Origin of the sequence: Novosphingobium sp. YAF33 (genome assembly GCF_052113265.1) — a bacterium.
Lineage (GTDB): Bacteria > Pseudomonadota > Alphaproteobacteria > Sphingomonadales > Sphingomonadaceae > Novosphingobium.
Genome location: NZ_JBFRCW010000008.1, coordinates 171,153 through 192,309, shown reverse-complemented (window position 1 = coordinate 192,309; position 21,157 = coordinate 171,153). Strand labels below are relative to the sequence as shown.

Genomic DNA, 21,157 nt, shown 5'->3' with positions numbered 1-21,157 from the left:
GACGCTGCATCGTAGGTCCGGCGATCGATTTACCGCATCCAGAGCTGCGATTGGGCGTTATCCGATGATCATGCAACAATTTAAGGGACGGTCCGATGCGAACCAGGGAGAGGCTAGCAGACGTAGTCGCGGGTCAGCCGGGGCGGCTACAGCATAAGCAGTTCGTTCGGTCGCTGAAGGAGACCGCGCTTCGTGCGGTAGTGACGGCGTCTGTCACCTTCGCCGTAGGCTGGGTTCTCAAGCGAATGTTCGAAAATTCGGTTGCCGACGCGGCGAAGGAGGGTGCGGCTGAGGGCGCTCAGCAGGATGTCGTGGAAGAAAATACGGGCGTTCCTAAGCAAGGCCCCGCACCCGTAGCTGCAATGACTGACGGGGCGACAACGTAACAAAGCACGCCCGGAGTTTCACAAGTAGACCTGACATCGTGCGCCTTGGCACCACTCTCACCCTGTTTGCGAGACATGTTTCGGGATTTTGCAATCCGGACACAGTGTTGAAAAGCGCAAGAGATTTCAGCGCGGGAAATTTGTTCCAGAATTGAGATGACGCTTCAAACTACCGACCGCGTATCTAGAACGGTTTGGCGGTTAATTGCAAAAGTGTCCCAACAAAAGTCGCCAACGACTATTTAATCCCAAGCGGACATAGCCATTATCGGAGGCATGGCTGATCTGACTTCCCAACCCGACCGGCGCGCCATGATGATTTCAAGCGCGGGCATTGCTCTCGCGGCTCTTGCCGGGCCGGCCGCCAAGCCACTTTTAGAATCGTCACCGCCGCGCCGGCCAACCGCTATTCCAGCTGCCCCCCGTAATTCTTCGGGCATGCCGCAGACGACTTTAGATGCCGCTCGCTTGTCGGTGGACCCGGCGCTGCTGCGCCGGGCTATATCTGCGCTGGAGCAGCACTCAGGTTCGGTCAAGGCGCGAGACCGGATGGCCATTGTAGATTTTACCGCGCCATCTTCCGATCCCCGGCTGCACTTCCTCGATGTAGTGAGCGGCAAGGCTTCGCGGTTACTGGTCGCGCATGGTTCGGGCTTCGATCCGGGGCATACCGGGTTCCTCGAGCGGTTTTCCAACGCCTTTGGCTCCAATGCCTCGAGTGAGGGCGCTTTCCTTACGGCGGATTACTATACAGGAAAGCACGGTCGGTCGCAGCGTCTGGTGGGGCTCGACCCGACGAACAACAACGCGCTCAGCCGTGCGATTGTAATCCATAGCGCTTGGTATGCGAACGACGACATGATCCCCTCCCATGGTAAGCTGGGCCGCAGTCAGGTGTCAGTGGGCGTGTAATTCTCCGCAAATGTGGGCTTTGAAAATTCCCTGATTGTTGGACCTGGTTGCCCAATGAGCCGGGGTTAACCCCGGCTCATTGGGCAACGCCAAAATCGGCGCGATGATCTCCTGTGGGAGGCCCGCCGATGATCCGACTTGGAGAAGCCATGATGATACTGGAGTTGCACCGGCAGGGGCTGTCGGTGACCGCCATCGCCCGTCGGACGGGCCGCGATCCCAAGACCATTCGCAAATACATCGAGCGCGGCGTCGAGGTGCCGGCGTACGGCCCGCGCCAGCTAGGGCGGCCATGCAAGATCGCGCCGTATATGGAGTTCCTGCGTGAACGGATTACCGCGTTCCCCGATCTAACGGCCTCGAGGCTCACTCGCGAGATCAGGGAGATGGGCTACGTGGGCGCTTATACCGCAGTGAAGCGCTACCTCGCAGCCATCCGGCCGGAACATGATCCCAAGCCCTACGAAGTTCGCTTCGAGACCAGGGCTGGCGTGCAGGCACAGGTCGACTTCGCCCGTTTCGTCGTCGAGTTTACCGACGAGCCGGGTGTGGCGCGCATCGTCTGGCTATTTGGCCTCGTGCTCGGCTACTCGCGCTTCCTCTTTGCCCGCTATGTGCTGCATCAGGACCTGCAAACGCTGCTGCGCTGCCATATGCAGGCGTTCGAGGCGCTGGACGGCGTGCCGATCGAGATCCTTTACGACCGGATGAAGACGGCGGTGACCGGTGAGGATGACCAAGGGCATATTGTCTATAACACCTCACTGTTGGCGCTGGCAAAGCACTACCGCTTCCAGCCTCGAGCATGTCGACCATATCGCGCCAAGACGAAGGGCAAGATCGAGCGACCGTTCCGCTATATCCGCGAGGACTTCTTCCTGGGCCGCAGCTTCCGCAATATGGAGGACCTCAACGCCCAGCTCATCGACTGGCTCGACACCGTCGCCAATGTGCGGATGCACGGCACGACCCAGCGCATAGTGGCCGAGGCCTTCGTCGAAGAGCAGGAAGAGCTGCAGCGCCTACCAGATCATCGCTTCAATGCCGTCCTGAAGCTCGAGCGGCGCGTTACCCATGACGGCTTCGTCGCGGTCGGCGGAAACTTTTACAGCGTGCCCGACCGAACACGCCGGATCGTCGAAGTCGAGCAATTACCAGATATGGTCCGCATCATCGATCGCGGCATCGTCGTTGCCGAGCACCCCGTGCTCGAGGGGCGCCGGCAATATCGCATCGATCAACGCCATCGCACCGGACGGCCGCAGCCGCGAACGCAGGAACGGCCTACGACCATGATCGGCCGGGTCGGCGACCACGTGCCGCTGCGCTCACTGGCAGTCTATGAGGCCATCGGCGCGAGCCTGGCGATGGAGGGGCGGGCATGAACGGTGCGGCACCATCTTCGCGCGTCGACTCCATCCGCCGGAATCTGGTCATGCTCAAGATGCCGCGAGCACTCGAGATTCTCGACGCCACTCTGCGACGTATCGAGCAGGGTCAGATCGACGGCATCGAGGCGATCGATGAGCTCCTGGGCGAAGAGCTCTCGCTGCGCGAGAACCGCCGGATCAAGGCTGCCCTGCGCATGGCCCGGTTGCCAGTCGTCAAGACCTTGGCCGGCTACGACTTCTCGTTCCAGCCATCGCTCGATCGCAACCGTATCCTCGCGCTCGCTGGCCTCGACTTCATCGAACGAGCCGAGGTCGTCCACCTGCTAGGACCGCCCGATCCCACGACATAATACCCACCTCGCTATGTTATTGAAAAGTCATCGTCCTCTGGTCACTTGATTTTGATAGTGGACGCCGCATGCCACTTTCGGCGTAATGCTTGATGTCTGGACGCTCAATATCGTCCCGCCGGATCACCCAAGGCGCCCCCTTACAGTACTGCTCAGCGGGCAGATGGCCGGCACGGATCATGCGCAACACGGTCATTGGCCGTACTCCCAGCATCTCGGCGGCTTCCTGCATTGTATGTTCGCCACGCGTGACGCATTCGCCCGCTTTATAGACCTCTATCCCATGCTGATTGCGGAAGCTGCAAATGCGTGATTGCGTCCAACCGTTCTGATGTCCCGTGACCTTCCCGAGCCGGTTCAGGAGCGATGCAATATCTCTGTCGGGCAGCTGTCGCGCCAGCGCCCGGATGAGCGGTTCGAGATCGGGGGGCGAACTCCAGCGATGATGACCCGCCTTATTCTTCCTGACAGCAAGCGCGGTATGATCGCCGCCTTGTCAATGCACCATCATCTTGATCTGGTCGTCCTCAATTCGCACGACGATCTCACGCACCACGGCGCGAATGATGCGCTTGCGTGTGACACTTGTTGCCTTGGGGTGATTCCACGCTTCGGAGAGATCGGCACCCATACGGAGGATCTCAAGCCGCTCGTTATCATCCGGTGCCTCCGGCTTTCTGCTGTCGAGTGCATCCAACTCGGCCTGGCGCTCACGTACCAAGGTCAGAGCGGCATTCCATCGGCGCTCAAGTTCGCCCGCTACAAGCCGGTTGCCGGGATCGACGGCATCATACTGGCGCTGCGCATGGGCTGCCTCATAGCGAGCCTGTTCGAGCGCCAGCGTCACCTGGCGCCGCTTCTCGTTAGCCTGTTGGTTCGATGCCTCGACCGCTGTAAGCGCCGCTTCGATGCCGAGCGGCTGAAGACGTTCTAGCACCTCGGTGCCGATCGCCTGATCGACGCGCAACGAACCGAAACCGATGCAGGGATCGGTCCCATGGTTGATGAGAGCGCCGCGACAGTTGTAGCGACCGGTGTTGCCGTTGCTACCGGAATAGCAAACGTGAAGCTTACGCCCACAATGACCGCAGCGCAGGAGCCCACCGAGCAGAAGCTCGCCCTTGCGCAGTGCACCTCGGGGCATCATGCCCTTGCTTGTGGCGTTGTCGGCGATCAGACGCTGGTTCCTCTCGAAATCCGCCCAACTGAGGTAACCCTCATGATGGTCTGGGATCAAGACCTCCCAGTCGGCCCGCTCCCGCCTGAAACCACGGACAATGCGCTTTCGCCCCTCTTCGATTGTCACGCGGCTGCAAGTGCGCCCGAATGTATAGGCCCCGCCGTAGATCGGGTTGGTCAGGATGTGATGCACGGTGTTGTAAACAGGCAGCTTCCAGACAATCGATCGCCCTGCCTCACGTGTGTAGCAGATCGCTGGCAGCATGATCCCTTCGCTCCTGAGCGCGAGGTGCACCTGGCGAATGCTCTGCAGCTCGGAAAAGCGCTTGAAAACGAGTGCCAGTGCTTCGCGCACGCGTTGGTCGGGATCCATCTCGATGTGATCATGCCTCGACTTCACATAACCGACCGCCACCGTCAGGAAGAGCTCGCCACGCCGTGCCTTGGCTTTGAGCGCCTCGAGTGAGCGGGCGCGCAGGATCGAGAGTTCGAGTTCGCTCATCGTGCCCTTCATACCCAATAGCATTCGATCGTTGGGGTGGCGGGGCTCGTAGATGCCGTCCTCATCAATGATGATGGTACCGACGAGGCCGCAGAACTCGATCAGCGTATCCCAATCGCGACCATTGCGGGCGAGCCGCGACACCTCGATCGCCAGTACCGCGCCGACGCGACCTTCGCAGATAGCCGCCAGGAGTTTCTCGAAGCCCGGACGGCTGACACCAGAGCCTGAACGCCCAAGATCGTCGTCGATAATGGTGACGTCACTCCAGCCAAGATCGCGGGCGCGATCGGCCAGGCCATATTGGCGGCGCCGGCTCTCCGGGTTGTTGGCGAGTTGGTCCGCTGTCGACTGGCGCACATAGACATATGCACCGCGCGCAAAATGCTCAGGCAAGATCTTCATGGTCTGCCTCCTTCACTTGACCCGCCGCTTCCCTGAGCAGGGCCGAAATCAGCGGAAGGAGACGTTCCTGCGCACCGAGGGGAAAGACTTTTACCGGCATCACGGGAGAGAACAGGTCTAGTTGTCGCGGCTTGCGCGGTTGCCTTTGCTGCATGGTCGTCTCCTCCACGACGCGAATCGTCGCGGAGCGATTTTAGGCAGTCATCGATCTCACGACGCAGATCGCGAAGGCACGCGAGCGAAAAACGTGGCATCTCCACTATCGCCATGGCCGACGCAGGTTCCTCGGTCATCCACACCGGCACCAGCGCCAGGCTGCCGTCAGGTTGGCGCCCCACATAAGCGGCCTCCCCGCAATAACGCTGCCTGCCAACGACAACGATCTTCTCGCGGAAGCGAGGGTGAAACGCATAGCGGACCTGCACCTCGCCACCGCTTCGCTGATATTGGGCATTATGAGCCCCGTTCGACGGGCACCGGAAAAAGCCATATTGCGACCGCGCTGGCGGTCGAGGCCGTGCGCGCCGGCAAGGCGGTCTACTTCATCCCGCTTGCCGATCTGATCACCCAGYTTGCCAAGGCCGAACGCGAAGGCACGCTGAGGGAGAAGATCCRCTTCCTCACCCGGGCCTCGCTGCTGGTCGTCGACGAGATCGGCTACCTGCCGGTCACGCCTGGCGGTGCCAACCTGTTCTTCCAGCTCGTCAACGCCCGCTACGAAAAAGGCGCCATGATCCTCACTTCCAATCGCGGCTTCGCTGAATGGGGCGAGGTCTTCGGCGATCCGGTCGTCGCCACCGCGCTGCTCGACAGGTTGCTCCACCACGCCGTCGTTATCCAGATCGAGGGTTCCAGCTATCGCATGCGTGAGCACGCGGCGCTCGTGCCCGAAAACGTGCGCAACGGCGCCGCGTTCAATCCACCGCCGCAAAAGCGGCGCGGCCGACCCCCGATGAAGGGAAAAACCGATCTCGAACACGGCTGATCACCGCGCCTTCCCGAACCGCCAACCTAGGGAATTTTGGGCGCCCACATCTGGGGAAAGTTCGGTGCCCGTTGACAGTCAGGAATGCTTCGCGGTCGGCGAGGATAAGCTCAGCGACGTGTTCAATTTCCTGGGCGAAGGACGGATGGTCTTTGCAGCCCGCGCTTAGGGCAGCGTGAAACCTACGTGATTTACATAAGTTGTCATAAGGGTCTTACCAGGAGATCCGTGTGCATAGAAGTGTGATCGCTTGCTCGTTGCTGGCCCTGACGGTCGCGCTTCCCGCGTGCCATTCGAAGCCTGACAATACGTCCCAGACAACCGAAGCACCGCCGATCAACATCGACCAGGTGCGCTGGAATGATGGGGCTGTCCGGCAGTTGCGCGATGCAATCAGCCGCCGTGCCGCGCATGGCCTCGACCGGGTGCGGTTCGCTGTGGATGGCCAGCCCGGCAATGCCGAAGGCGACCGCGCCCTGACGCAAAGCGCGTTGCGTTACGCTTCGGCGCTAGCCCGCGGGGCGTCAGATCCTGCCAAGCTCTATGACGTCTATACCATCACCCGGCCCAATCCGAACCTGCTGAATGGTCTGGGTGCAGCTCTCAAGGAAGGCAATCTGGACAAATGGCTCGATGGGCTGGCTCCGCAGGACGACGGCTACCGCGCGCTGTCCAGGTCCTATCTCGCGCTGCGCAAGCAGGGCAGCGCGCCCGCCTCCACGATCCCCGACAAGGGCGAGCCGCTGAAGCCTGGCGCCACTGACGCGCGGGTTCCCGCGATCGCGCGCCAGCTTGTCGCCTCCGACTACCTCAATCGCTCTGCTGCGCGAGGAAACACCTACAACCCCACAATGGTCCGCGCGGTGCAGCGCATGCAGGCCGACTACGGAATCAAGCCGGATGGCGTCATCGGCGCTGACGCTCTCGAAATCCTCAACCTGTCGGACGCGGATCGGGCCCGGACGATGGCCGTGGCGATGGAGCGGTTGCGCTGGCTCGACCGCAGTCCCGCCCCCACGCGCATCGACGTCAACGTTGCCGCGGGACGCCTGCTCTACTGGCGCGACGGTAAGGTCGCCGACAGCCGCAAAGTGGTCGTCGGTGAGCCTGAGAACGAGACACCGCAGTTGGGATCGCCGATCTATCGCCTCGTCGCCAACCCAACGTGGACAGTGCCGCGCTCGATCCAGAACAAGGAGATCGCCGGCAAGGGGAGCGCCTACCTTGAGCGCAATAACATGGCATGGAAGGATGGCTGGGTTGTCCAGCAGCCTGGACCGAAAAATTCACTCGGCCTCGTGAAGTTCGACATGAAGAACGAACACCAGATCTACCTGCACGACACGCCCGCCAAGCAGCTCTTCCAAGAGGTCCAGCGTCAGCGCAGTCACGGCTGCGTGCGCGTAGAAGATGCTCTGGGGTTCGCCGAGATGCTTGCGAAGAACGAAGGCGTACTCGACGAATGGCACAAAGCTCGTGCGACCGGCGAAGAGACGTTCGTCAAGCTGCCGCGCGAGATTCCCGTGAGGTTGCTCTACCAGACTTTGGTGCTCGGTGAGGATGGTGAGCCCGTCATCCGCTCTGACCCCTATGGTTGGAATGACCCCGTGGCCGCTGCCCTAGGCTTTTCGTCGCGTCAAGGTTATCGCCTGCGTACCTCTGGGAGCGACGTAGGGCCTTAAGCTACTTTCGAAAAAGGATCGCCCGCATGCGGATGTTGGCGATCCTACGCTACTGGTCGATTGATGCCTTTTCCGTCGTCTGGAGCTTCATTCTCTCCGGTATCATCCATGAATGACCAGAAGCCACCGAAGCAGCCTTCGTCCGGACGTAGAAAGGCCGCCCATAAACGGGCGGCCTTAACCTTGTCATGCAATGCTGTGCTTCAACGCGCTCATTTTATCGTGACCTTCTTTGACGGATACGAACGCCTTTTCTACAGCGGAGCGCGAAGACGGTTCCAGCTCACTGTCGCGCAGCGCGTCTTCGAACTTGGCTTTGATGTGGTCTTCACCACGCTCGACTTCCTGGATGATCGCTTTGTCGTCTTTGCCAGTAATAGCCTGCTTCAGGTCCATAAACGTGCGGTGAGCGGCGGCGAGGAAGCTGCTGTCGTCCTCAGGGGTTCCACCCAATCGGCGAACTTCGGCCTGAAGGTCGGTCGCCGCCGCGCTGCGGTCGCGCGCGAACTCAGCGAACATCGTAGCGAACTGGGTGCTCTCAGCATCCTGGGCAGCGTCCTCATAGCCCTTCATGCTATCGAGGGTCGTTTTGATCAGGCCGTTGAGCGTTGAGATCGTGCTTTGCGTGGTCATAATGTTATCCTTCTTGAGAGTTGCTTTAACCATCAGCCGGCAAACTTGATCCCTTCGAAGCGAAACATCCTATAGCCTGGCTTTGATGCGACGGTCGGCGACACCTTGATCGGACAGTTGCTACTGTTGAACCGGACCCACCTGTAGCCTTAATGGATGACTCCGTTAATCCAGACTTGCCGTATCAAATTACCCCGCATCGATAAGTGACAAGGTGTGGTGGGGATCGGGCCAATTCGGAACTGTCAGCGTCGTGACAGGGCCAGCAGCACGCCGTTCATGAACAAAGGGTATTCTTGTCGGGCAGCGTCTGCCGAGGAACGCCCTGGCGCATCTTCGGCGCCGGACTGGATGAGATATGGAACCAGGCACATCGCGGCCGTTTTGGTTCTTGCCTGCCCGCTTCCGAGAGCGGGCCCATCCAAATGACAGGAGCGTTCATGACCGACCGCCTCGCACTGCAAGATCCTCGCACACAGTATCCGCAGCCCCCGTTTCCAGAACAGCCGCAGACGGCGCCCGGCGTTGCCGCGGAAATGGACCCCAAGCCTGATCATGGCGAGGACAGCTATGTCGGGGCCGGCAAGCTCAAAGGACGAAAGGCTCTCATCACAGGGGGCGATTCCGGTATCGGGCGTGCTGCTGCAATCGCTTTCGCGCGCGAAGGTGCAGATGTCGCCATTGCCTACCTGCCTGACGAGGAAAAGGACGCGAAGGAAGTCCTTGCCCTCATCGAAGCTGAAGGCCGCAAAGCCGTGGCTTTGCCCGGCGACATTACCGACGAGGCCTGGAGCAAGCAGCTGGTCGAGGACGCAGTGAGCGGACTTGGCGGCCTGGATATCCTGGTCATCAATGCCGGTCGCCAGCAATTTCGCGAGAGCGTTGCCGAGGTCAGTTCGCAGGATTTCGACAAGACCCTCAAAACCAATCTCTACGCATTGCACTGGATTGCCCAGGCTGCCGTTCCTCACCTGCCCGCGGGCGCATCAGTCATAACGACGGCGTCGGTTCAGGCCTATGAGCCGTCCGATATTCTGCTGGACTATGCCACGACCAAGGCGGGCATCGTCGCCTATACAAAGGCACTTGCAAAACAATTGATCGAAAAAGGCATTCGGGCCAACGTCGTGGCCCCTGGTCCGTTCTGGACTGTGCTGCAGCCTAGTGGTGGCCAGCCTCAGGAAAAGGTCGCCAAGTTTGGCGAGCAGACCCAGTTCGGTCGTCCCGGGCAGCCGGTCGAAATTGCGCCCGTTTACGTGCTCCTCGCTTCGCAGGAGGCCAGTTACATCACGGGAGAAGTCTATGGCGTGACCGGCGGCGCCGGCATCGCTTAAGATATCCTGGCGGCCCGGCCCTTCGCCGGGTCGCCAGTTAGAACTTGTGAATGATACCGAATGCGAGACGCACGTGGGGTGTCGCGGAATTAAGCCCGCTCACACATTGCACATCGAGTTGAGTCGTCTCTTTGATCCGCCACGCAAGCGATAGGGCGGCGCTGGCCATGGTCGCCGCATCATGCCGGGTATCGGAACCTGCCGATCGGGCGCAAGCCATTCTTCCCGACGTCAAGATGATCTACACCACGGGATACACCCGCAACGCTGTGGTTCATAACAGTCAGCTCGATCCCGGCACCGAATTCCTCGCAAAGCCATTTGGCATTGACCGGTTGGCCGCCAAGGTACGGGCTGTGCCGGACCAGACCTAAAACGCAGTGGGCCCGAAACCCGCTCGAATGTCAGCTATCCTTATGGTTCGGCGGCGAACCGGACATTCGTCTTTCGGCCCGTCGTGCGGGGTTCCTGGAACGATCTTCAGTGCTCCAGGAATGGCAGGTGTTGGATAGGGACCTGCCATTTCCGGCGCGGCCCGCGAACGGCAGTTTTGTCCCAGGCCGCGTCATTCATCGTAGTGTGTGACAAACAGGCGATTTCCGTCACCGGCGCTCGTTAGCGTATATCTGGGTCCGTTTTATGTGACGCCCCCATGCCGCCTTTTCTCCTGCCGAAAGCGTGCCGCGCAGCGCTACGATATGATCGTGTAGCGGCTCGTAATGCGGCCAGTCGAAGGATAATCCCGCCTTCTCGCCGGCGACCCAGCGCACTGTTGCGGGAATACCGTCCAGGCCTTCCAGGCGAAGGGTTACCATCTTTGCGGGAGCGACCCGCTGGCCCCTGGTCACCAAGCAGCAGCCGCCCCGCGACAGGTTGGAGACGTGTCCGGCGATCTTGCTGCGTGATGTTCGGCAGACGGCCGTGGCCGCAATCGCCTCGCGCGGAAACTGTCTTTCATCGCTCTTGCCGGCCGCCTGGTTCACGTGTCACCCCCCGTAAGGCCTATGTGCGCCAGCGGTGTAAAGGATCGGTGAACGGCGCCTTTTCCGCGCAGGCTCGGCACTCCCCGGCTGTCAGGGCGCGGCGGTAACCTTGACAGTCTGGTTGTTGAGGACAGCGCGGCCGTAAGCGGTCAGGAACGCGATGTCGGCAGCATCCCACGCCGATCTTGGCCATTGCCGCTTCCTGCGCCATGCCGGTCGCATCGACCAGATGCCATTCGCCGCCCAGAAACACCTCCGCCACCGCGTGAAAATCCTGGGGCTCGACGCCGAGCGCATAGACACTGGCCATACGCGCCGGGATACCAGCGGCTCGCACCAGGGTGATCAGAACATGGGCATAGTCGCGGCAGATGCCCTGCCGGCGGATAAAAGTGTCGGCGGCGGTCGTATCCGACGTACTGGCGCCCGGCACATAGCTGAGGTGGCCATGGACCCAGTCGCGCATGGCAATGACTTTCTGGCCGCCCTCCAGACTATCGAATTCAGCGCAGACGAAGGACTGGAACTGGTCAGAAGGACAATAGCGCGAGGGCATCAGATATTGCACGGTTTCGCCCGGCAACTGGTGGGGCGGGATCGCTGGCAGCGCCAGGCAATCGTCAAGGATCCGGTTGATCGAGACAGTCGCCTTGTATTCGACACGCAGTTCGCTGCCGACGCGCACCCAGATCCGCTCCCCGATCATATCGTGCGCGGCGACACGCGCGAAGTGATCCGTCTCGGACAGGTCGATGTGCGCTTCCTCGATCGATTGCTCGGGGATCGCCGCGGCTTCGAGCTGCAAGAGGACGTCTGTCGGCCGGTCGAACCGATAGTCGAGCTGGGCATGGATGGCGATCTTCATCAGGATCCTTCGCGTAACAGGGCGCAGCCCTGCACGACGCGCGGGATGGCTCTCACGAAACACGCCCTTGCTTCCTACGTTCCTGCCGGCGCACCGCGCCGGTCGCGAAAACGTCGCCCCTTCGTTTCCGAAGCGCAGCGCCTATCTCTGGGACCATGTTGAGAAGCTTTATGGTAGCGGCCCGGGACCGGGAGCGTCTTGGTGAGGTCACCGGGGTCCTGGCGCGCTATGGCCTCGATACGGCGATCGACCGGCTCGGCCTGGGCAGCAAAGATGCCCTTTCGGGCGAGGCAGCGGCGCTGCCCGCACGCACGCGCCTGGCGCTGGAGGAATTGGGTCCCACCTTCGTCAAGCTCGGGCAAATTCTCGCCACGCGCAGCGATCTTCTTCCTCCCGACTGGATCACCGAATTGGAGCGGCTTCACAGCCAGGCGGCGAAAATGGTGCGGCCCGCCATCGAGGAGGCTTTGGGAGAACCTGTCGGCAAGGCATTCGCCGCGTTCGATCCCGAGCCGCTTGCCGCCGCTTCGATGGCGCAGGTCCACCGCGCCCACCTGCCCGATGGTCGCGCCATCGTCCTCAAGGTCCGGCGGCCCGGCATCCGTCCCCGCATGGAAGCGGATCTGCGCCTCATCGCCCAGTTCGCGGCGGTACTCGAGCGGGCCAGTGCGGAAATCCGGCACTTTGCTCCCACCGCGCTCGTCCAACAGCTCGCTTCCGCAATCCTGGAGGAACTCGACTTCACCAACGAGGCCCGTAATGCCGACCGCCTGCGCGCCGACCTCGCCGGCAACGCGCAGGTCGTCAGTCCCGGGATCCACTGGGAATGGACGTCGGAAACGCTCCTTGCCATGGATTATGTCGAAGGGGTCGCGCCGCGCTCGGCAGAGGCGCTCGTGCCGGCGGGCATCGATCCCCACGTGATCGCATCTCTCGGCGCTCAGGTCGTGCTCGACATGGTCCTTCTCACCGGCCGGTTCCATGCCGATCCCCACCCCGGCAATCTCCTGTGCTTGCCCGGAAACCGCCTCGCCTTGCTGGATCTAGGCCTCATCGGCCACGTCAGCCCCCGGCGCCGGGAAGAGCTTTTGCGCTTCGTCCAGGCCATCAATATCGGGGATCCGCAAGCCCTGGCGGAGACGCTCGCCCTGTGGTCCGCCGGTGAGAGCCCGCCTCGCGAGCGGCTCCTTTTGGCGGCCGAACAGCTTGTCGCCCGCCATGGCGGCACGCGCCTGGTGCTCGCCACCCTGGTCAACGATTTTTTCGCGCTCATGCGGCAGGAGCGGCTGACCGTTCCGCCCGACCTGCTCCTCATCTTCAAGGCACTGGTGACGATCGATGGCGTCCTCGCCAACATCGCCCCCGGCTTCGACCTGACCCTTGCCCTGCGACAGGCTGCAGTGCGCATCGTTGCCTCGCGGCTCGATCCCGCTGCCTGGACCCCGGTACTCCAAGGTCTGCTGCTCGAGATCACAAGGATCGGGCAGGATGGCCCGCGGCTGCTGAGGCTGATCATCGAGCGGCTGGAGCGCGATCAGTTCATCCCTCCGCAGCGTGGGGGCACGGAGATCGCCGCAGCTGGGCGGTGGATCGCGGGTGCCATTGTCGCAGGATCACTCATCCTTGCGGCGGCTGTCGCGCTTTTCTAAGGCGCCCCTGATGGAGGCTTGCCGCTCCGCGGCTGCCTTTTCAGGCGGCCGAGAGGCGGTCCTCGATCACGCGGAGCAATTCGCGATGGTCGACCGGCTTCGAGAGAAAGACAGCATCGTCGGGCAGCGCGCCTTGCTCAGGCCGGATGGCGCCTGAGGAAACGATAAGAGCGATCGGAGGATAGGCATCGCGAATATAGCGCGCCAGGCGCAAGCCATCCATCGATCCCGGCATCTGGATATCGGTGACGACAATCCGGATCGAGGGCAGCGCCTGCAGGACCTCAAGAGCTTCGGCGGCGTTGGAAGCCTCCTCGACCGCATAGCCCTCGCCCTCCAGGAGATCGACAAGGATCATCCGGAGCACCGGCTCGTCATCGACAACCAAAACATGTTGCCTATCGGCCATCATGCAATCCTCGGTGATACAGCAACACATAGCCCCGCTTTCCTATGAACGGCGGCAGGGGGGCATGGTTCACAGACAGGGCGGCAAAAGCGCAGAATTCTTTCTGATTTTCGACGAACTGTGACGCTTGCGCCCGCGCCTATGGACGGGCATCCTCGGCGGCGGCGATCACTGGATCGCGTGGCCCGTCAGGAAAGCCTCGGCGCAACGTATCTGTTTGACGACCTCGTCCAGGGACAAGCCAAGCCGTGTCGCCACCGTTCCGACGGCCAGTCCATTATGGCGATGCAGGCAGTAGACGCGGCTGGTGAGATGCGGGAGCAAGCTGATCAGGTCCCAATCATCGGGCGCAACCTGGGACTGTCTCGGCTGCGGCATGAGGCGGTCGATCGCGATCTGGACGTGCATCGCCGCATCCTCGTTGACGCCGTCCACCAGGGCCAGCGCGCGCTCCAGCAGGCGCAGCGCTTCGTCGACCCTGCATTCCCGGTCGGCCTCGTCCATGGCCCGCTCCCTTCTTTTCTGGCTCCGTGCTTCCTGTGTCCACGCCGTCAGCCGAGCTGGGCCGCATGGCGGGCTTCTGCGAGATCAAGCTCCCGAATGAGCTTGCGCGCAAGCTCGCTGCCGAGTTCCCGTTTGCGGACCATGCGAAAGATCTGGCTCCGTTCCGCTTTGAGCGCGGCGATGCGCAGGCGCCGTTCGATCGCCTCCCCTCGCCGCATCTCGGCATTTTCCTCGCGTGTCCCCACCCGGCTTTCGATCCGCTCGCGGTAACCGTCCATGATCCGCGCGGCAGCGGACACATAAAGATCGGCATCCGCGCGGCCCTCGGCCAGTTCGTGCTGGACCTCCTCGATCCGGGCAATGGCCGCTTCGGCCGCCTTGACGCGCGCGGCATCTTCGGCGCTCTGCTGGTCATGCTCGGGCGGCATGCGCAGGCCCCGCAGCACGACGGGAAGGCCAAGGCTCGCGACGAGCAGCGAGACTATGATGACGCCCATCGCCAGGAAAATGGCGAGGTCGCGTCCCGGGAAGGGTGACCCATCGCTGAGCACGAGCGGGAGCGTGAGCACGCCCGCAAGCGTGATAGCGCCGCGCACGCCGGCAAAGGACATCGCCGCGACAATACGCCAGTTCGGGGTCGATTGCCCTTCGCCCTGCCGGAAGAAACTCAAGCGGAACGACAGCCAGACCCAAAGGAAGCGCAAGGCGGCCAGTCCAAGATTGATCGCAAGCACATAGACGCCGAGCCACCAGGGTTCATGGTGACCGGTAAGGCGCACCGTCTCCGCCGCGCCCGCGAGAATAGCCGGGAGCTGTTCACCGAGCAGCACGAAGATGACACCATTGGCGGTGAACTGGATGACGTCCCACACCGTGTTGCGGCGGATGCGCGTTGAGGCGGCAAGTTCGCCGCTTCCCTCTACGAAACCCATCGTTAGGCCTGCGGCCACCGCGGCCAGGATCCCCGAACAGTGCAGATGTTCGGCAACAAGATAGGAGCCGAAAGGCAGAAGCAGGCTGATGAGGATCTGCGCCCCGCCCTCTTCGCCATAGCGCCGCGACACCCAGTTCTTGGCGTGCGAGACGAGCCAGGTCAGACCCGAACCGACCGCCAGCCCGCCCAGCGCGACCCACACGAAGTTGATGGCGGCCTGGTGGAGGGAAAAGGCGCCGGTCAGCGTCGCTGCGATGGCAAAGCGCAAGCAGACGAGGCCCGAGGCGTCGTTGAGCAGCGACTCCCCTTCCAAGATATGCATCATCCGCTTGGGAATGGGCACGCGCTGCGCGATCGCCGAAACGGCGATAGGGTCCGTCGGCGAGACGACCGCCGCCAGCGCGAAGGCGACGGCAAGCGGCATGGCCGGGATCATCCAGTGGATGAAAAAACCCATCCCCACGACCGTCGCCACCACGAGGCCCAAGGCCAGTTCGACGATCGTCTTGCCGTCCTTGAACAGTTCCTCGCGCGGGATGCGCCAGCCATCCAGGAAGAGCAGCGGCGGCAGGAACAGGAGGAAGAATATCTCCGGGTCGAGCGTGACCCGCCAGTCCGCGGCCAGCCCAATGAGCGCGCCAAGTCCAATCTGAAACAACGGCCGGGGCAAGGGCAAGGGCAGCATTCGGGACAGAATGCCGCTCAGGATCACCGCGAGCAGCAAAAGCAAGACGATCGAGATGACTTCCAACAGGGTTCCTCTATCTTAGCGCCAGGCAGGCTCAGCGCTTACGGACGAATTCGGCGCGCAAAACGAGGCCCTTGATGCCCTCGTAGCGGCAATCGATTTCCTGGGCGTCGCCGGTCAGGCGAATGGACTTGATGAGAGTGCCGCGCTTGAGCGTCTGGTTGGCGCCCTTGACGGTAAGGTCCTTGATCAAGGTGACGCTGTCGCCATCGGCAAGGACATTGCCTACGGCATCGCGCACTTCGACCGCATCGCCCGGGTCTACCGCGCGCGCCTTCGCATCCTGTGGGCTGATCCATTCGCCGGATGCTTCGTCATACACATAGTCGTCCGAACTGCTCATCATCATCCCTTAGTTCACTGCGGCAGCGTCGCGCCGGCCTCTTCCTGGTCATACAGCAACGACGGCACGGTCCCGGCCGAGCGACCCGACTTCGTCTCACGCAGGCGCACTCCGCGTCCAACCCCGCTGCTCGGCGCGTTCTCGCCGAGCAGTTCAATGCCGGCACTTTCAAGCGCGCCGATCACTTTTACCAAGGTGTCGACCACGCCGCGTACCTGCCCCTCCGAGGCTTCCATGCGCTGGATGGTCGGCAGCGAAAGCTGCGCGAGCTGGGCGAGTTGGCGCTGGTCAATCCCGAGAAGGGCGCGAGCCGCACGCATCTGTTGCGAAGTGATCATACGCCCTCATGACGTATGAAACATCAAATTGCAATCTTATCAATCACGGATCATGTGTAATAAGGCTTACGAAACCAGACTCTCAAGGATCGACCATTGGCCTCCCAGGACTTCCCATCGCTTTCGCGCCTCAAGCTTCCAGCTCGCTGCATCGCAATCTGGGCACCGCGCCCCTGATCGAGCATGCGCTGCGCCGGGGAGAGGGCGTGCTTTCGCGCGACGGGGCCTTCGTCGTCGCCACGGGCAAGCATACGGGCCGTTCGGCGCAGGACAAGTTCATCGTCAAGGATGCCGAGACCGAGGCGGCGATCTGGTGGGGCAAGACCAATGTTCCCATGTCGCCCGAGCATTTCGCGGCGCTCAAGCAAGACTTCCTGAGCGCCCTGGGCGCGAAGGACACCGTCTTTCTTCAGGATCTCTTCGGGGGCTCGCAGAGCGAGCATCGCATTGCAGTACGGGTCTACACCGAGCTTGCCTGGCACAGTCTCTTTGTTCGGACCCTGCTGGTTCGTCCCAGCAGAGATGAGTTCGCGACATTCGTGCCTGAATATACGATCATCGACCTGCCGAGCTTCCGGGCCGATCCTGAACGCCATGGCTGCCGCAGCGAAACCGTGATCGCGGTCAATTTCGCGCAGAAGCTCATTCTGATCGGCGGCACGGCCTATGCCGGCGAGATGAAGAAGTCCGTCTTCAGTCTCCTTAATTACTTGCTGCCCAAAAAGGGGGTGATGCCGATGCATTGCTCGGCCAACATTGGCCCGAGGGTGACACAGCCGTATTCTTCGGCCTTTCCGGTACCGGCAAGACGACCTTGTCGGCCGATGCGAGCCGCACGCTGATCGGCGACGACGAGCATGGCTGGTCGCACAGCGCCATCTTCAACTTCGAGGGCGGCTGCTATGCCAAGGTGATCCGTCTGTCGCCCGAGGCGGAGCCCGAGATCTACGCCACTACCCGCCGCTTCGGCACGATCCTCGAAAATGCGGTGATCGATCCTGAAACGCGGGTCATCGACCTGGATGATGACAGTCTCGCCGAAAACAGCCGGGCCTCCTATCCGATCGAATTCATACCCAACGCGTCGGCCGACAATCTAGGGCCTGTTCCCCGCAACATCATCTTCCTGACAGCCGATGCCTACGGCGTCCTGCCCCCAATCGCGCGACTAACGCCCGAGCAGGCCATGTATCATTTCCTCTCGGGCTACACGGCGCGCGTGGCAGGCACCGAAATCGGCGTGACCGAGCCAACCGCAACCTTCTCCACCTGCTTCGGCGCGCCTTTCATGCCGCGCCATCCGTCCGTCTACGGCAATCTGCTCAAGGATCGCATCGCGCGAGGTGACGTCAAATGCTGGCTCGTCAATACGGGCTGGACCGGCGGGAGCTACGGCACCGGAAGACGCATGCCGATCAAGGTGACGCCCGCACTTCTCAATGCCGCGCTCGATGGCAATCTCGACGGCGTCACCTGCCGGATCGATCCGATCTTTCGGTTTCAGGTTCCCGTCGCCGCGCCCGAGGTCGACGACACCATCCTCGACCCGCGCGAAACGTGGGCGGACAAGGCTGCCTATGACGCAACCGCGGCCAAGCTTGCCCGCCTGTTCGCCGAGAATTTCGTGCAGTTCGAGGATGCCGTCGATCTCACCGTCCGCAATGCCGGGCCGCGCGTCGAACTTCACGCCGCCGAGGCGTGATCGCCAACGTCTCGATAAGGGAACGGGCGTTCCAGCCTGCTTGTGCTATGATAAGGACTATGACCACCGCGATTCCACACGCTTTCGAGATCGGCATCGATCCTTCCGACATCGACTTCATGGGTCATGTCAACAATGCCAGCTACCTCAAATGGGTACAGGATGCCGTACTCGATCACTGGCGCTCGCTCGCACCCAGGGAGGCCGTCGCGGCCCATCTCTGGGTCGCGCTCAAGCATGAGATCACCTATCGGCGTCCGACCTTTCTGGACGACCGCGTCATCGCCACGGTCCTGCTGGAAAAGGTTCAGGGCGCGCGCGCCTTCTACGATACAGTGATCCGCCGAGGCGAAGAGGTGCTCGCGGAAGTGAAGTCGAGCTGGTGCTGCGTCGATGCGGCCACCCTTCGTCCCGCCCGTCTGGCGCGGGAGGTGATCCAGCACTTCTTCACCGCCGATCCGCCTGGCGCTTCGACTTGAACATAGCTGCCCACCAGCCCGTCTGGGGGCATCCAAACCGAATACTGAGCTACCGGCACGCCTGTTCGCCGGAGCGCGATCGGGAGTTTACGAAACGCAAGCGGGGGGCCACGACTGTGCAACTTACGGCAGGCAAGAGTGTCGGGCGTGCCTGAGGCTCCGTCTCCGCCTTTGCTCGCCGAGGTCCAGTTCCGCGCGGCAGCGCAGGCTCTGCCGGGCCATGTCTGGACCGCAACGTCCGCCGGCGCGGCCGATTGGTTCAATGACCCGCTCTTGTCCTATACCGGACGCACACCGGACGATCTGCTCGGGGACAAGTGGCTCTCGATCGTCCATCCCAATGATCGCGCGGGCGCGGCGCAATGCTGGAAACAGGCGGTCGGCTCCGGCGCGATCTATGATGCCGAGTTTCGTCTTCAGCGCGAGGACGGCGCCTGGATCTGACACCAGGTTCGAGCCACCCCGATCCGCGATGTGGACGGCGCCATTGTGCGATGGGTCGGCAGCACCATTGACTGCAACCAGCAAAAGCTTGTGGAGCTTGCGGCCGATCGCGACAGACTATGGTCGCTCTCACGCGACCTGATGCTGGTATGCACCTTCGACGGTGTGATCACGGCCATCAACCCGAGCGCTACCACCATGCTGGGATGGAGCGAGGATGAGATGGTCGGACGGCCGCTTGCCCAGTTCATCCATCCCCAGGACATCGCGGCGACCGCCGCCCAGGTCGCAAAGCTGGCGGGCGGGACAGATACTTTGTCGTTCGAAAACCGCTACCGGGCGCGCAGCGGTGACTATCACCTTCTGGCCTGGACGGCGGTCCCCGCGGCCGACCGTATCCACGCGGTCGGCCGCGACGTAACCGCCGAACGGGAGGTTGTCCGCGACCGAGAGAGGATCTGGGCACTCTCGCCCGTGCTCAAGCTCGTCACCGACCGACACGGCATCATCGTCGACGTCAATCCGACCTGGACAAAAGTGGTGGGCTGGACGCGAGAGGAATCCCTCGGCAAGCGCAGCACCGAGTTCATCGTGGGCGACGACATGGCCTGGGCCGAGCAGATCGACAGGCTGGCCTCCGGAATCCCGCTCGAGGAATATCGCACCGTTCTCCTTGCCCGTGACGGTGCCAATCGCCTGATCCAGTGGACGACCGTTCCGGATGCGGGGAAACTCTATGGCTTTGGCCGCGACATAACGGCCGAAGTCGAAGGCGCGAAGGCGCTGAACGAAGCCGAAGAAGCCCTGCGCCAAGCGCAGAAGATGGAAGCGGTCGGACAGTTGACCGGCGGCATCGCCCATGACTTCAACAATCTGCTGCAAGGCATCAGCGGCAGCCTCGACATCATGCGGCGCAGGATTGCCCAGAACCGACTGGGTGACATAGACCGCCTGATCACAATGGCGTCCGACGCTTCGGCCCGCGCTGCGGCGCTGACCCATCGGCTGCTCGCCTTCTCCCGTCGTCAGCCCCTCGATCCCAAGCCGGTCGCGATCAACAGCCTTATCCACTCACTCGAAGACATGGTTCGCCGCACGCTCGATGCGGGCATTTCGCTTCGTCTCTCGCTGGCGTCCGATCTGTGGACCGCGAAATGCGATCCGAACCAACTCGAAAATGCGCTGCTCAATCTCGTAATCAACGCGCGAGATGCGATGCCCGCGGGCGGAACGCTGACCATCGCGACCCGCAACGCGACGCTCGAGACCCCGCTCTCCGAACAGGGTGCAGAGCCCGAGCGCTATGTCGTATTGGCGGTTACCGACACCGGGGTCGGCATGGACGCGGAAACGGTCCGGCGCGCCTTTGAACCGTTTTTCACCACCAAGGCCATGGGCCAGGGCACTGGTCTGGGCCTCTCCATGGTCTATGGCTTTGCCAGGCAATCCGAAGGCCACGCCGCCATCGACAGCGCCCTGGGCGACGGAACGACCTTCCATCTCTATCTCCCCTATCATGCCGCCGCGCTCGAACCGGCGGCGGCGCCCGATGGACCCTGCCTGACAGCTGTCGCGGAAGTGGGCGAGGTGGTGCTGGTGGTGGAAGACGAAGCCCTCGTGCGGACTTTGGTGGTCGATCAGCTTATAGAGCTGGGCTATCATGTGCTCCAGGCAGCGGATGGACCCGAAGGCGTGGATATCCTCAAGTCGTCGCAGGTCATCAACCTGCTTCTCACCGACATAGGGCTTCCGGGTATGAACGGACGTCTGGTCGCGCAAGCGGGCCGGTCCTGCCGCCCCGATCTCCCGATCCTGTTCATGACGGGGTATGCGGAGACGGCGACGCAGGCCGCCGGCTTTCTCGAGCCAGGCATGGGTCTGATCACCAAGCCATTTGAAATGGATGTTCTTGCCCAGCGGGTGCGCGAAACGATGACCCAGGCGTCTTTGCGGGCCGAGGCACCAAGTTGTCCCGCGAAGGCGCAAATCTGAGCCCACCT

At 62.2% G+C, this 21,157-nt stretch carries 20 protein-coding genes and 3 pseudogenes; 12 read left to right on the top strand and 11 right to left on the bottom strand.

Going from position 1 to position 21,157, the window contains the following annotated elements:
* Nucleotides 1–662: 662 nt before the first annotated feature.
* The 3 genes and pseudogenes from AB4Z00_RS18605 to AB4Z00_RS18595 form a co-directional block, all read left to right on the top strand.
* Nucleotides 663–1,298 carry a murein L,D-transpeptidase catalytic domain family protein gene (locus tag AB4Z00_RS18605; RefSeq protein WP_442046869.1) on the top strand — a complete coding sequence of 212 codons (636 nt, stop codon included), beginning with the start codon at nt 663–665 and terminating at the stop codon, nt 1,296–1,298.
* A 128-nt stretch (nt 1,299–1,426) separates the two neighbouring features.
* Nucleotides 1,427–2,683 (top strand): IS21 family transposase, encoded by a 1,257-nt coding sequence (gene istA / locus AB4Z00_RS18600; RefSeq protein WP_442046868.1) that lies wholly within the window; start codon nt 1,427–1,429, stop codon nt 2,681–2,683.
* Nucleotides 2,680–3,024 (top strand): annotated as a pseudogene (locus AB4Z00_RS18595) (ATP-binding protein); the annotation flags it as partial. The gene istA and the pseudogene AB4Z00_RS18595, both read left to right, overlap by 4 nt.
* Nucleotides 3,025–3,055: 31 nt before the next feature.
* Here AB4Z00_RS18595 and AB4Z00_RS18590 read toward each other — a convergent pair.
* From AB4Z00_RS18590 to AB4Z00_RS18580, 3 genes are all read right to left on the bottom strand, one after another.
* Nucleotides 3,056–3,271: a helix-turn-helix domain-containing protein gene (locus AB4Z00_RS18590; protein WP_442046867.1), complete on the bottom strand. Its 216-nt coding sequence runs from the start codon at nt 3,269–3,271 to the stop codon at nt 3,056–3,058.
* A gap of 264 nt (nt 3,272–3,535) precedes the next feature.
* A complete protein-coding gene (locus tag AB4Z00_RS18585; RefSeq protein ID WP_442046866.1) occupies nt 3,536–5,125 on the bottom strand; it encodes a recombinase family protein in 1,590 nt (529 codons plus the stop codon).
* The gene (locus AB4Z00_RS18580) at nt 5,109–5,279 is read right to left on the bottom strand and encodes a hypothetical protein (RefSeq protein WP_442046865.1); all 171 of its coding nucleotides are present in this window, start codon (nt 5,277–5,279) and stop codon (nt 5,109–5,111) included. Before AB4Z00_RS18580 ends, AB4Z00_RS18585 begins: the two co-directional genes overlap by 17 nt.
* Before the next feature lie 318 nt (nt 5,280–5,597).
* Between AB4Z00_RS18580 and AB4Z00_RS18575 the strand changes: the two are divergent.
* Both AB4Z00_RS18575 and AB4Z00_RS18570 read left to right on the top strand, forming a co-directional pair.
* Nucleotides 5,598–6,110 (top strand): annotated as a pseudogene (locus AB4Z00_RS18575) (ATP-binding protein); the annotation flags it as partial.
* A 230-nt stretch (nt 6,111–6,340) separates the two neighbouring features.
* Nucleotides 6,341–7,792, top strand: a complete 1,452-nt coding sequence (locus tag AB4Z00_RS18570; RefSeq protein WP_442046864.1) for a L,D-transpeptidase family protein — start codon at nt 6,341–6,343, stop codon at nt 7,790–7,792.
* Between the two features lie 186 nt (nt 7,793–7,978).
* On the opposite strand, the gene AB4Z00_RS18565 is transcribed toward AB4Z00_RS18570, so the two are convergent.
* The gene (locus AB4Z00_RS18565; protein WP_442046863.1) at nt 7,979–8,425 is read right to left on the bottom strand and encodes a ferritin-like domain-containing protein; all 447 of its coding nucleotides are present in this window, start codon (nt 8,423–8,425) and stop codon (nt 7,979–7,981) included.
* 440 nt (nt 8,426–8,865) lie between these two features.
* On the opposite strand from AB4Z00_RS18565, the gene AB4Z00_RS18560 reads away from it, so the two are divergent.
* Together AB4Z00_RS18560 and AB4Z00_RS18555 are read left to right on the top strand one after the other, a co-directional pair.
* Nucleotides 8,866–9,759 (top strand): SDR family oxidoreductase, encoded by an 894-nt coding sequence (locus AB4Z00_RS18560; RefSeq protein WP_442046862.1) that lies wholly within the window; start codon nt 8,866–8,868, stop codon nt 9,757–9,759.
* Nucleotides 9,760–9,890: 131 nt separating this feature from the next.
* The gene (locus AB4Z00_RS18555) at nt 9,891–10,133 is read left to right on the top strand and encodes a hypothetical protein (RefSeq protein ID WP_313443475.1); all 243 of its coding nucleotides are present in this window, start codon (nt 9,891–9,893) and stop codon (nt 10,131–10,133) included.
* 228 nt (nt 10,134–10,361) lie between these two features.
* On the opposite strand, the gene AB4Z00_RS18550 is transcribed toward AB4Z00_RS18555, so the two are convergent.
* Together AB4Z00_RS18550 and AB4Z00_RS18545 are read right to left on the bottom strand one after the other, a co-directional pair.
* Nucleotides 10,362–10,742, bottom strand: coding sequence for a PilZ domain-containing protein (locus AB4Z00_RS18550; RefSeq protein WP_313443473.1), 381 nt, complete (start codon nt 10,740–10,742; stop codon nt 10,362–10,364).
* A gap of 19 nt (nt 10,743–10,761) precedes the next feature.
* Nucleotides 10,762–11,607 carry a transglutaminase-like domain-containing protein gene (locus AB4Z00_RS18545; RefSeq protein ID WP_313443471.1) on the bottom strand — a complete coding sequence of 282 codons (846 nt, stop codon included), beginning with the start codon at nt 11,605–11,607 and terminating at the stop codon, nt 10,762–10,764.
* Between the two features lie 155 nt (nt 11,608–11,762).
* Here AB4Z00_RS18545 and AB4Z00_RS18540 point away from each other — a divergent pair, with 155 nt between their 5' ends.
* Nucleotides 11,763–13,256 (top strand): ABC1 kinase family protein, encoded by a 1,494-nt coding sequence (locus tag AB4Z00_RS18540; protein WP_442046861.1) that lies wholly within the window; start codon nt 11,763–11,765, stop codon nt 13,254–13,256.
* A 40-nt stretch (nt 13,257–13,296) separates the two neighbouring features.
* Here the strand turns inward: AB4Z00_RS18540 and AB4Z00_RS18535 are convergent, their stop codons facing one another.
* The 5 genes from AB4Z00_RS18535 to AB4Z00_RS18515 form a co-directional block, all read right to left on the bottom strand.
* On the bottom strand, nt 13,297–13,665 hold the full coding sequence (locus AB4Z00_RS18535) for a response regulator (protein ID WP_442046860.1): 369 nt from the start codon (nt 13,663–13,665) through the stop codon (nt 13,297–13,299).
* A gap of 168 nt (nt 13,666–13,833) precedes the next feature.
* Nucleotides 13,834–14,169 (bottom strand): hypothetical protein, encoded by a 336-nt coding sequence (locus tag AB4Z00_RS18530; protein ID WP_442046859.1) that lies wholly within the window; start codon nt 14,167–14,169, stop codon nt 13,834–13,836.
* A 47-nt stretch (nt 14,170–14,216) separates the two neighbouring features.
* Nucleotides 14,217–15,854, bottom strand: coding sequence for a Na+/H+ antiporter (locus AB4Z00_RS18525; RefSeq protein ID WP_442046858.1), 1,638 nt, complete (start codon nt 15,852–15,854; stop codon nt 14,217–14,219).
* Nucleotides 15,855–15,885: 31 nt separating this feature from the next.
* Complete coding sequence (locus AB4Z00_RS18520) at nt 15,886–16,194, bottom strand: alkylphosphonate utilization protein (protein WP_011950649.1); 309 nt, start codon at nt 16,192–16,194, stop codon at nt 15,886–15,888.
* 14 nt (nt 16,195–16,208) lie between these two features.
* Nucleotides 16,209–16,532 (bottom strand): helix-turn-helix domain-containing protein, encoded by a 324-nt coding sequence (locus AB4Z00_RS18515; RefSeq protein WP_313443379.1) that lies wholly within the window; start codon nt 16,530–16,532, stop codon nt 16,209–16,211.
* A gap of 95 nt (nt 16,533–16,627) precedes the next feature.
* Between AB4Z00_RS18515 and AB4Z00_RS18510 the strand changes: the two are divergent.
* From AB4Z00_RS18510 to AB4Z00_RS18495, 4 genes and pseudogenes are all read left to right on the top strand, one after another.
* Nucleotides 16,628–18,234, top strand: a pseudogene (locus AB4Z00_RS18510) (phosphoenolpyruvate carboxykinase).
* A 59-nt stretch (nt 18,235–18,293) separates the two neighbouring features.
* Nucleotides 18,294–18,713, top strand: coding sequence for an acyl-CoA thioesterase (locus tag AB4Z00_RS18505; RefSeq protein ID WP_442046857.1), 420 nt, complete (start codon nt 18,294–18,296; stop codon nt 18,711–18,713).
* A gap of 147 nt (nt 18,714–18,860) precedes the next feature.
* Complete coding sequence (locus AB4Z00_RS18500; protein WP_313443274.1) at nt 18,861–19,157, top strand: PAS domain-containing protein; 297 nt, start codon at nt 18,861–18,863, stop codon at nt 19,155–19,157.
* A gap of 30 nt (nt 19,158–19,187) precedes the next feature.
* Nucleotides 19,188–21,149, top strand: a complete 1,962-nt coding sequence (locus AB4Z00_RS18495; RefSeq protein WP_442046856.1) for a PAS domain S-box protein — start codon at nt 19,188–19,190, stop codon at nt 21,147–21,149.
* Nucleotides 21,150–21,157 lie beyond the last annotated feature (8 nt).

Excerpts from the sequence above, each read along its gene's own strand:
- AB4Z00_RS18605 (WP_442046869.1), top strand. The coding sequence starts at position 663 with ATGGCTGATCTGACTTCCCAACCCGACCGGCGCGCCATGATGATTTCA.
- istA (WP_442046868.1), top strand. The coding sequence starts at position 1,427 with ATGATCCGACTTGGAGAAGCCATGATGATACTGGAGTTGCACCGGCAG.
- AB4Z00_RS18590 (WP_442046867.1), bottom strand. The coding sequence starts at position 3,271 with ATGCAGGAAGCCGCCGAGATGCTGGGAGTACGGCCAATGACCGTGTTG.
- AB4Z00_RS18585 (WP_442046866.1), bottom strand. The coding sequence starts at position 5,125 with ATGAAGATCTTGCCTGAGCATTTTGCGCGCGGTGCATATGTCTATGTG.
- AB4Z00_RS18580 (WP_442046865.1), bottom strand. The coding sequence starts at position 5,279 with ATGCAGCAAAGGCAACCGCGCAAGCCGCGACAACTAGACCTGTTCTCT.
- AB4Z00_RS18565 (WP_442046863.1), bottom strand. The coding sequence starts at position 8,425 with ATGACCACGCAAAGCACGATCTCAACGCTCAACGGCCTGATCAAAACG.
- AB4Z00_RS18560 (WP_442046862.1), top strand. The coding sequence starts at position 8,866 with ATGACCGACCGCCTCGCACTGCAAGATCCTCGCACACAGTATCCGCAG.
- AB4Z00_RS18545 (WP_313443471.1), bottom strand. The coding sequence starts at position 11,607 with ATGAAGATCGCCATCCATGCCCAGCTCGACTATCGGTTCGACCGGCCG.
- AB4Z00_RS18540 (WP_442046861.1), top strand. The coding sequence starts at position 11,763 with ATGTTGAGAAGCTTTATGGTAGCGGCCCGGGACCGGGAGCGTCTTGGT.
- AB4Z00_RS18535 (WP_442046860.1), bottom strand. The coding sequence starts at position 13,665 with ATGGCCGATAGGCAACATGTTTTGGTTGTCGATGACGAGCCGGTGCTC.
- AB4Z00_RS18530 (WP_442046859.1), bottom strand. The coding sequence starts at position 14,169 with ATGGACGAGGCCGACCGGGAATGCAGGGTCGACGAAGCGCTGCGCCTG.
- AB4Z00_RS18520 (WP_011950649.1), bottom strand. The coding sequence starts at position 16,194 with ATGAGCAGTTCGGACGACTATGTGTATGACGAAGCATCCGGCGAATGG.
- AB4Z00_RS18515 (WP_313443379.1), bottom strand. The coding sequence starts at position 16,532 with ATGATCACTTCGCAACAGATGCGTGCGGCTCGCGCCCTTCTCGGGATT.
- AB4Z00_RS18505 (WP_442046857.1), top strand. The coding sequence starts at position 18,294 with ATGACCACCGCGATTCCACACGCTTTCGAGATCGGCATCGATCCTTCC.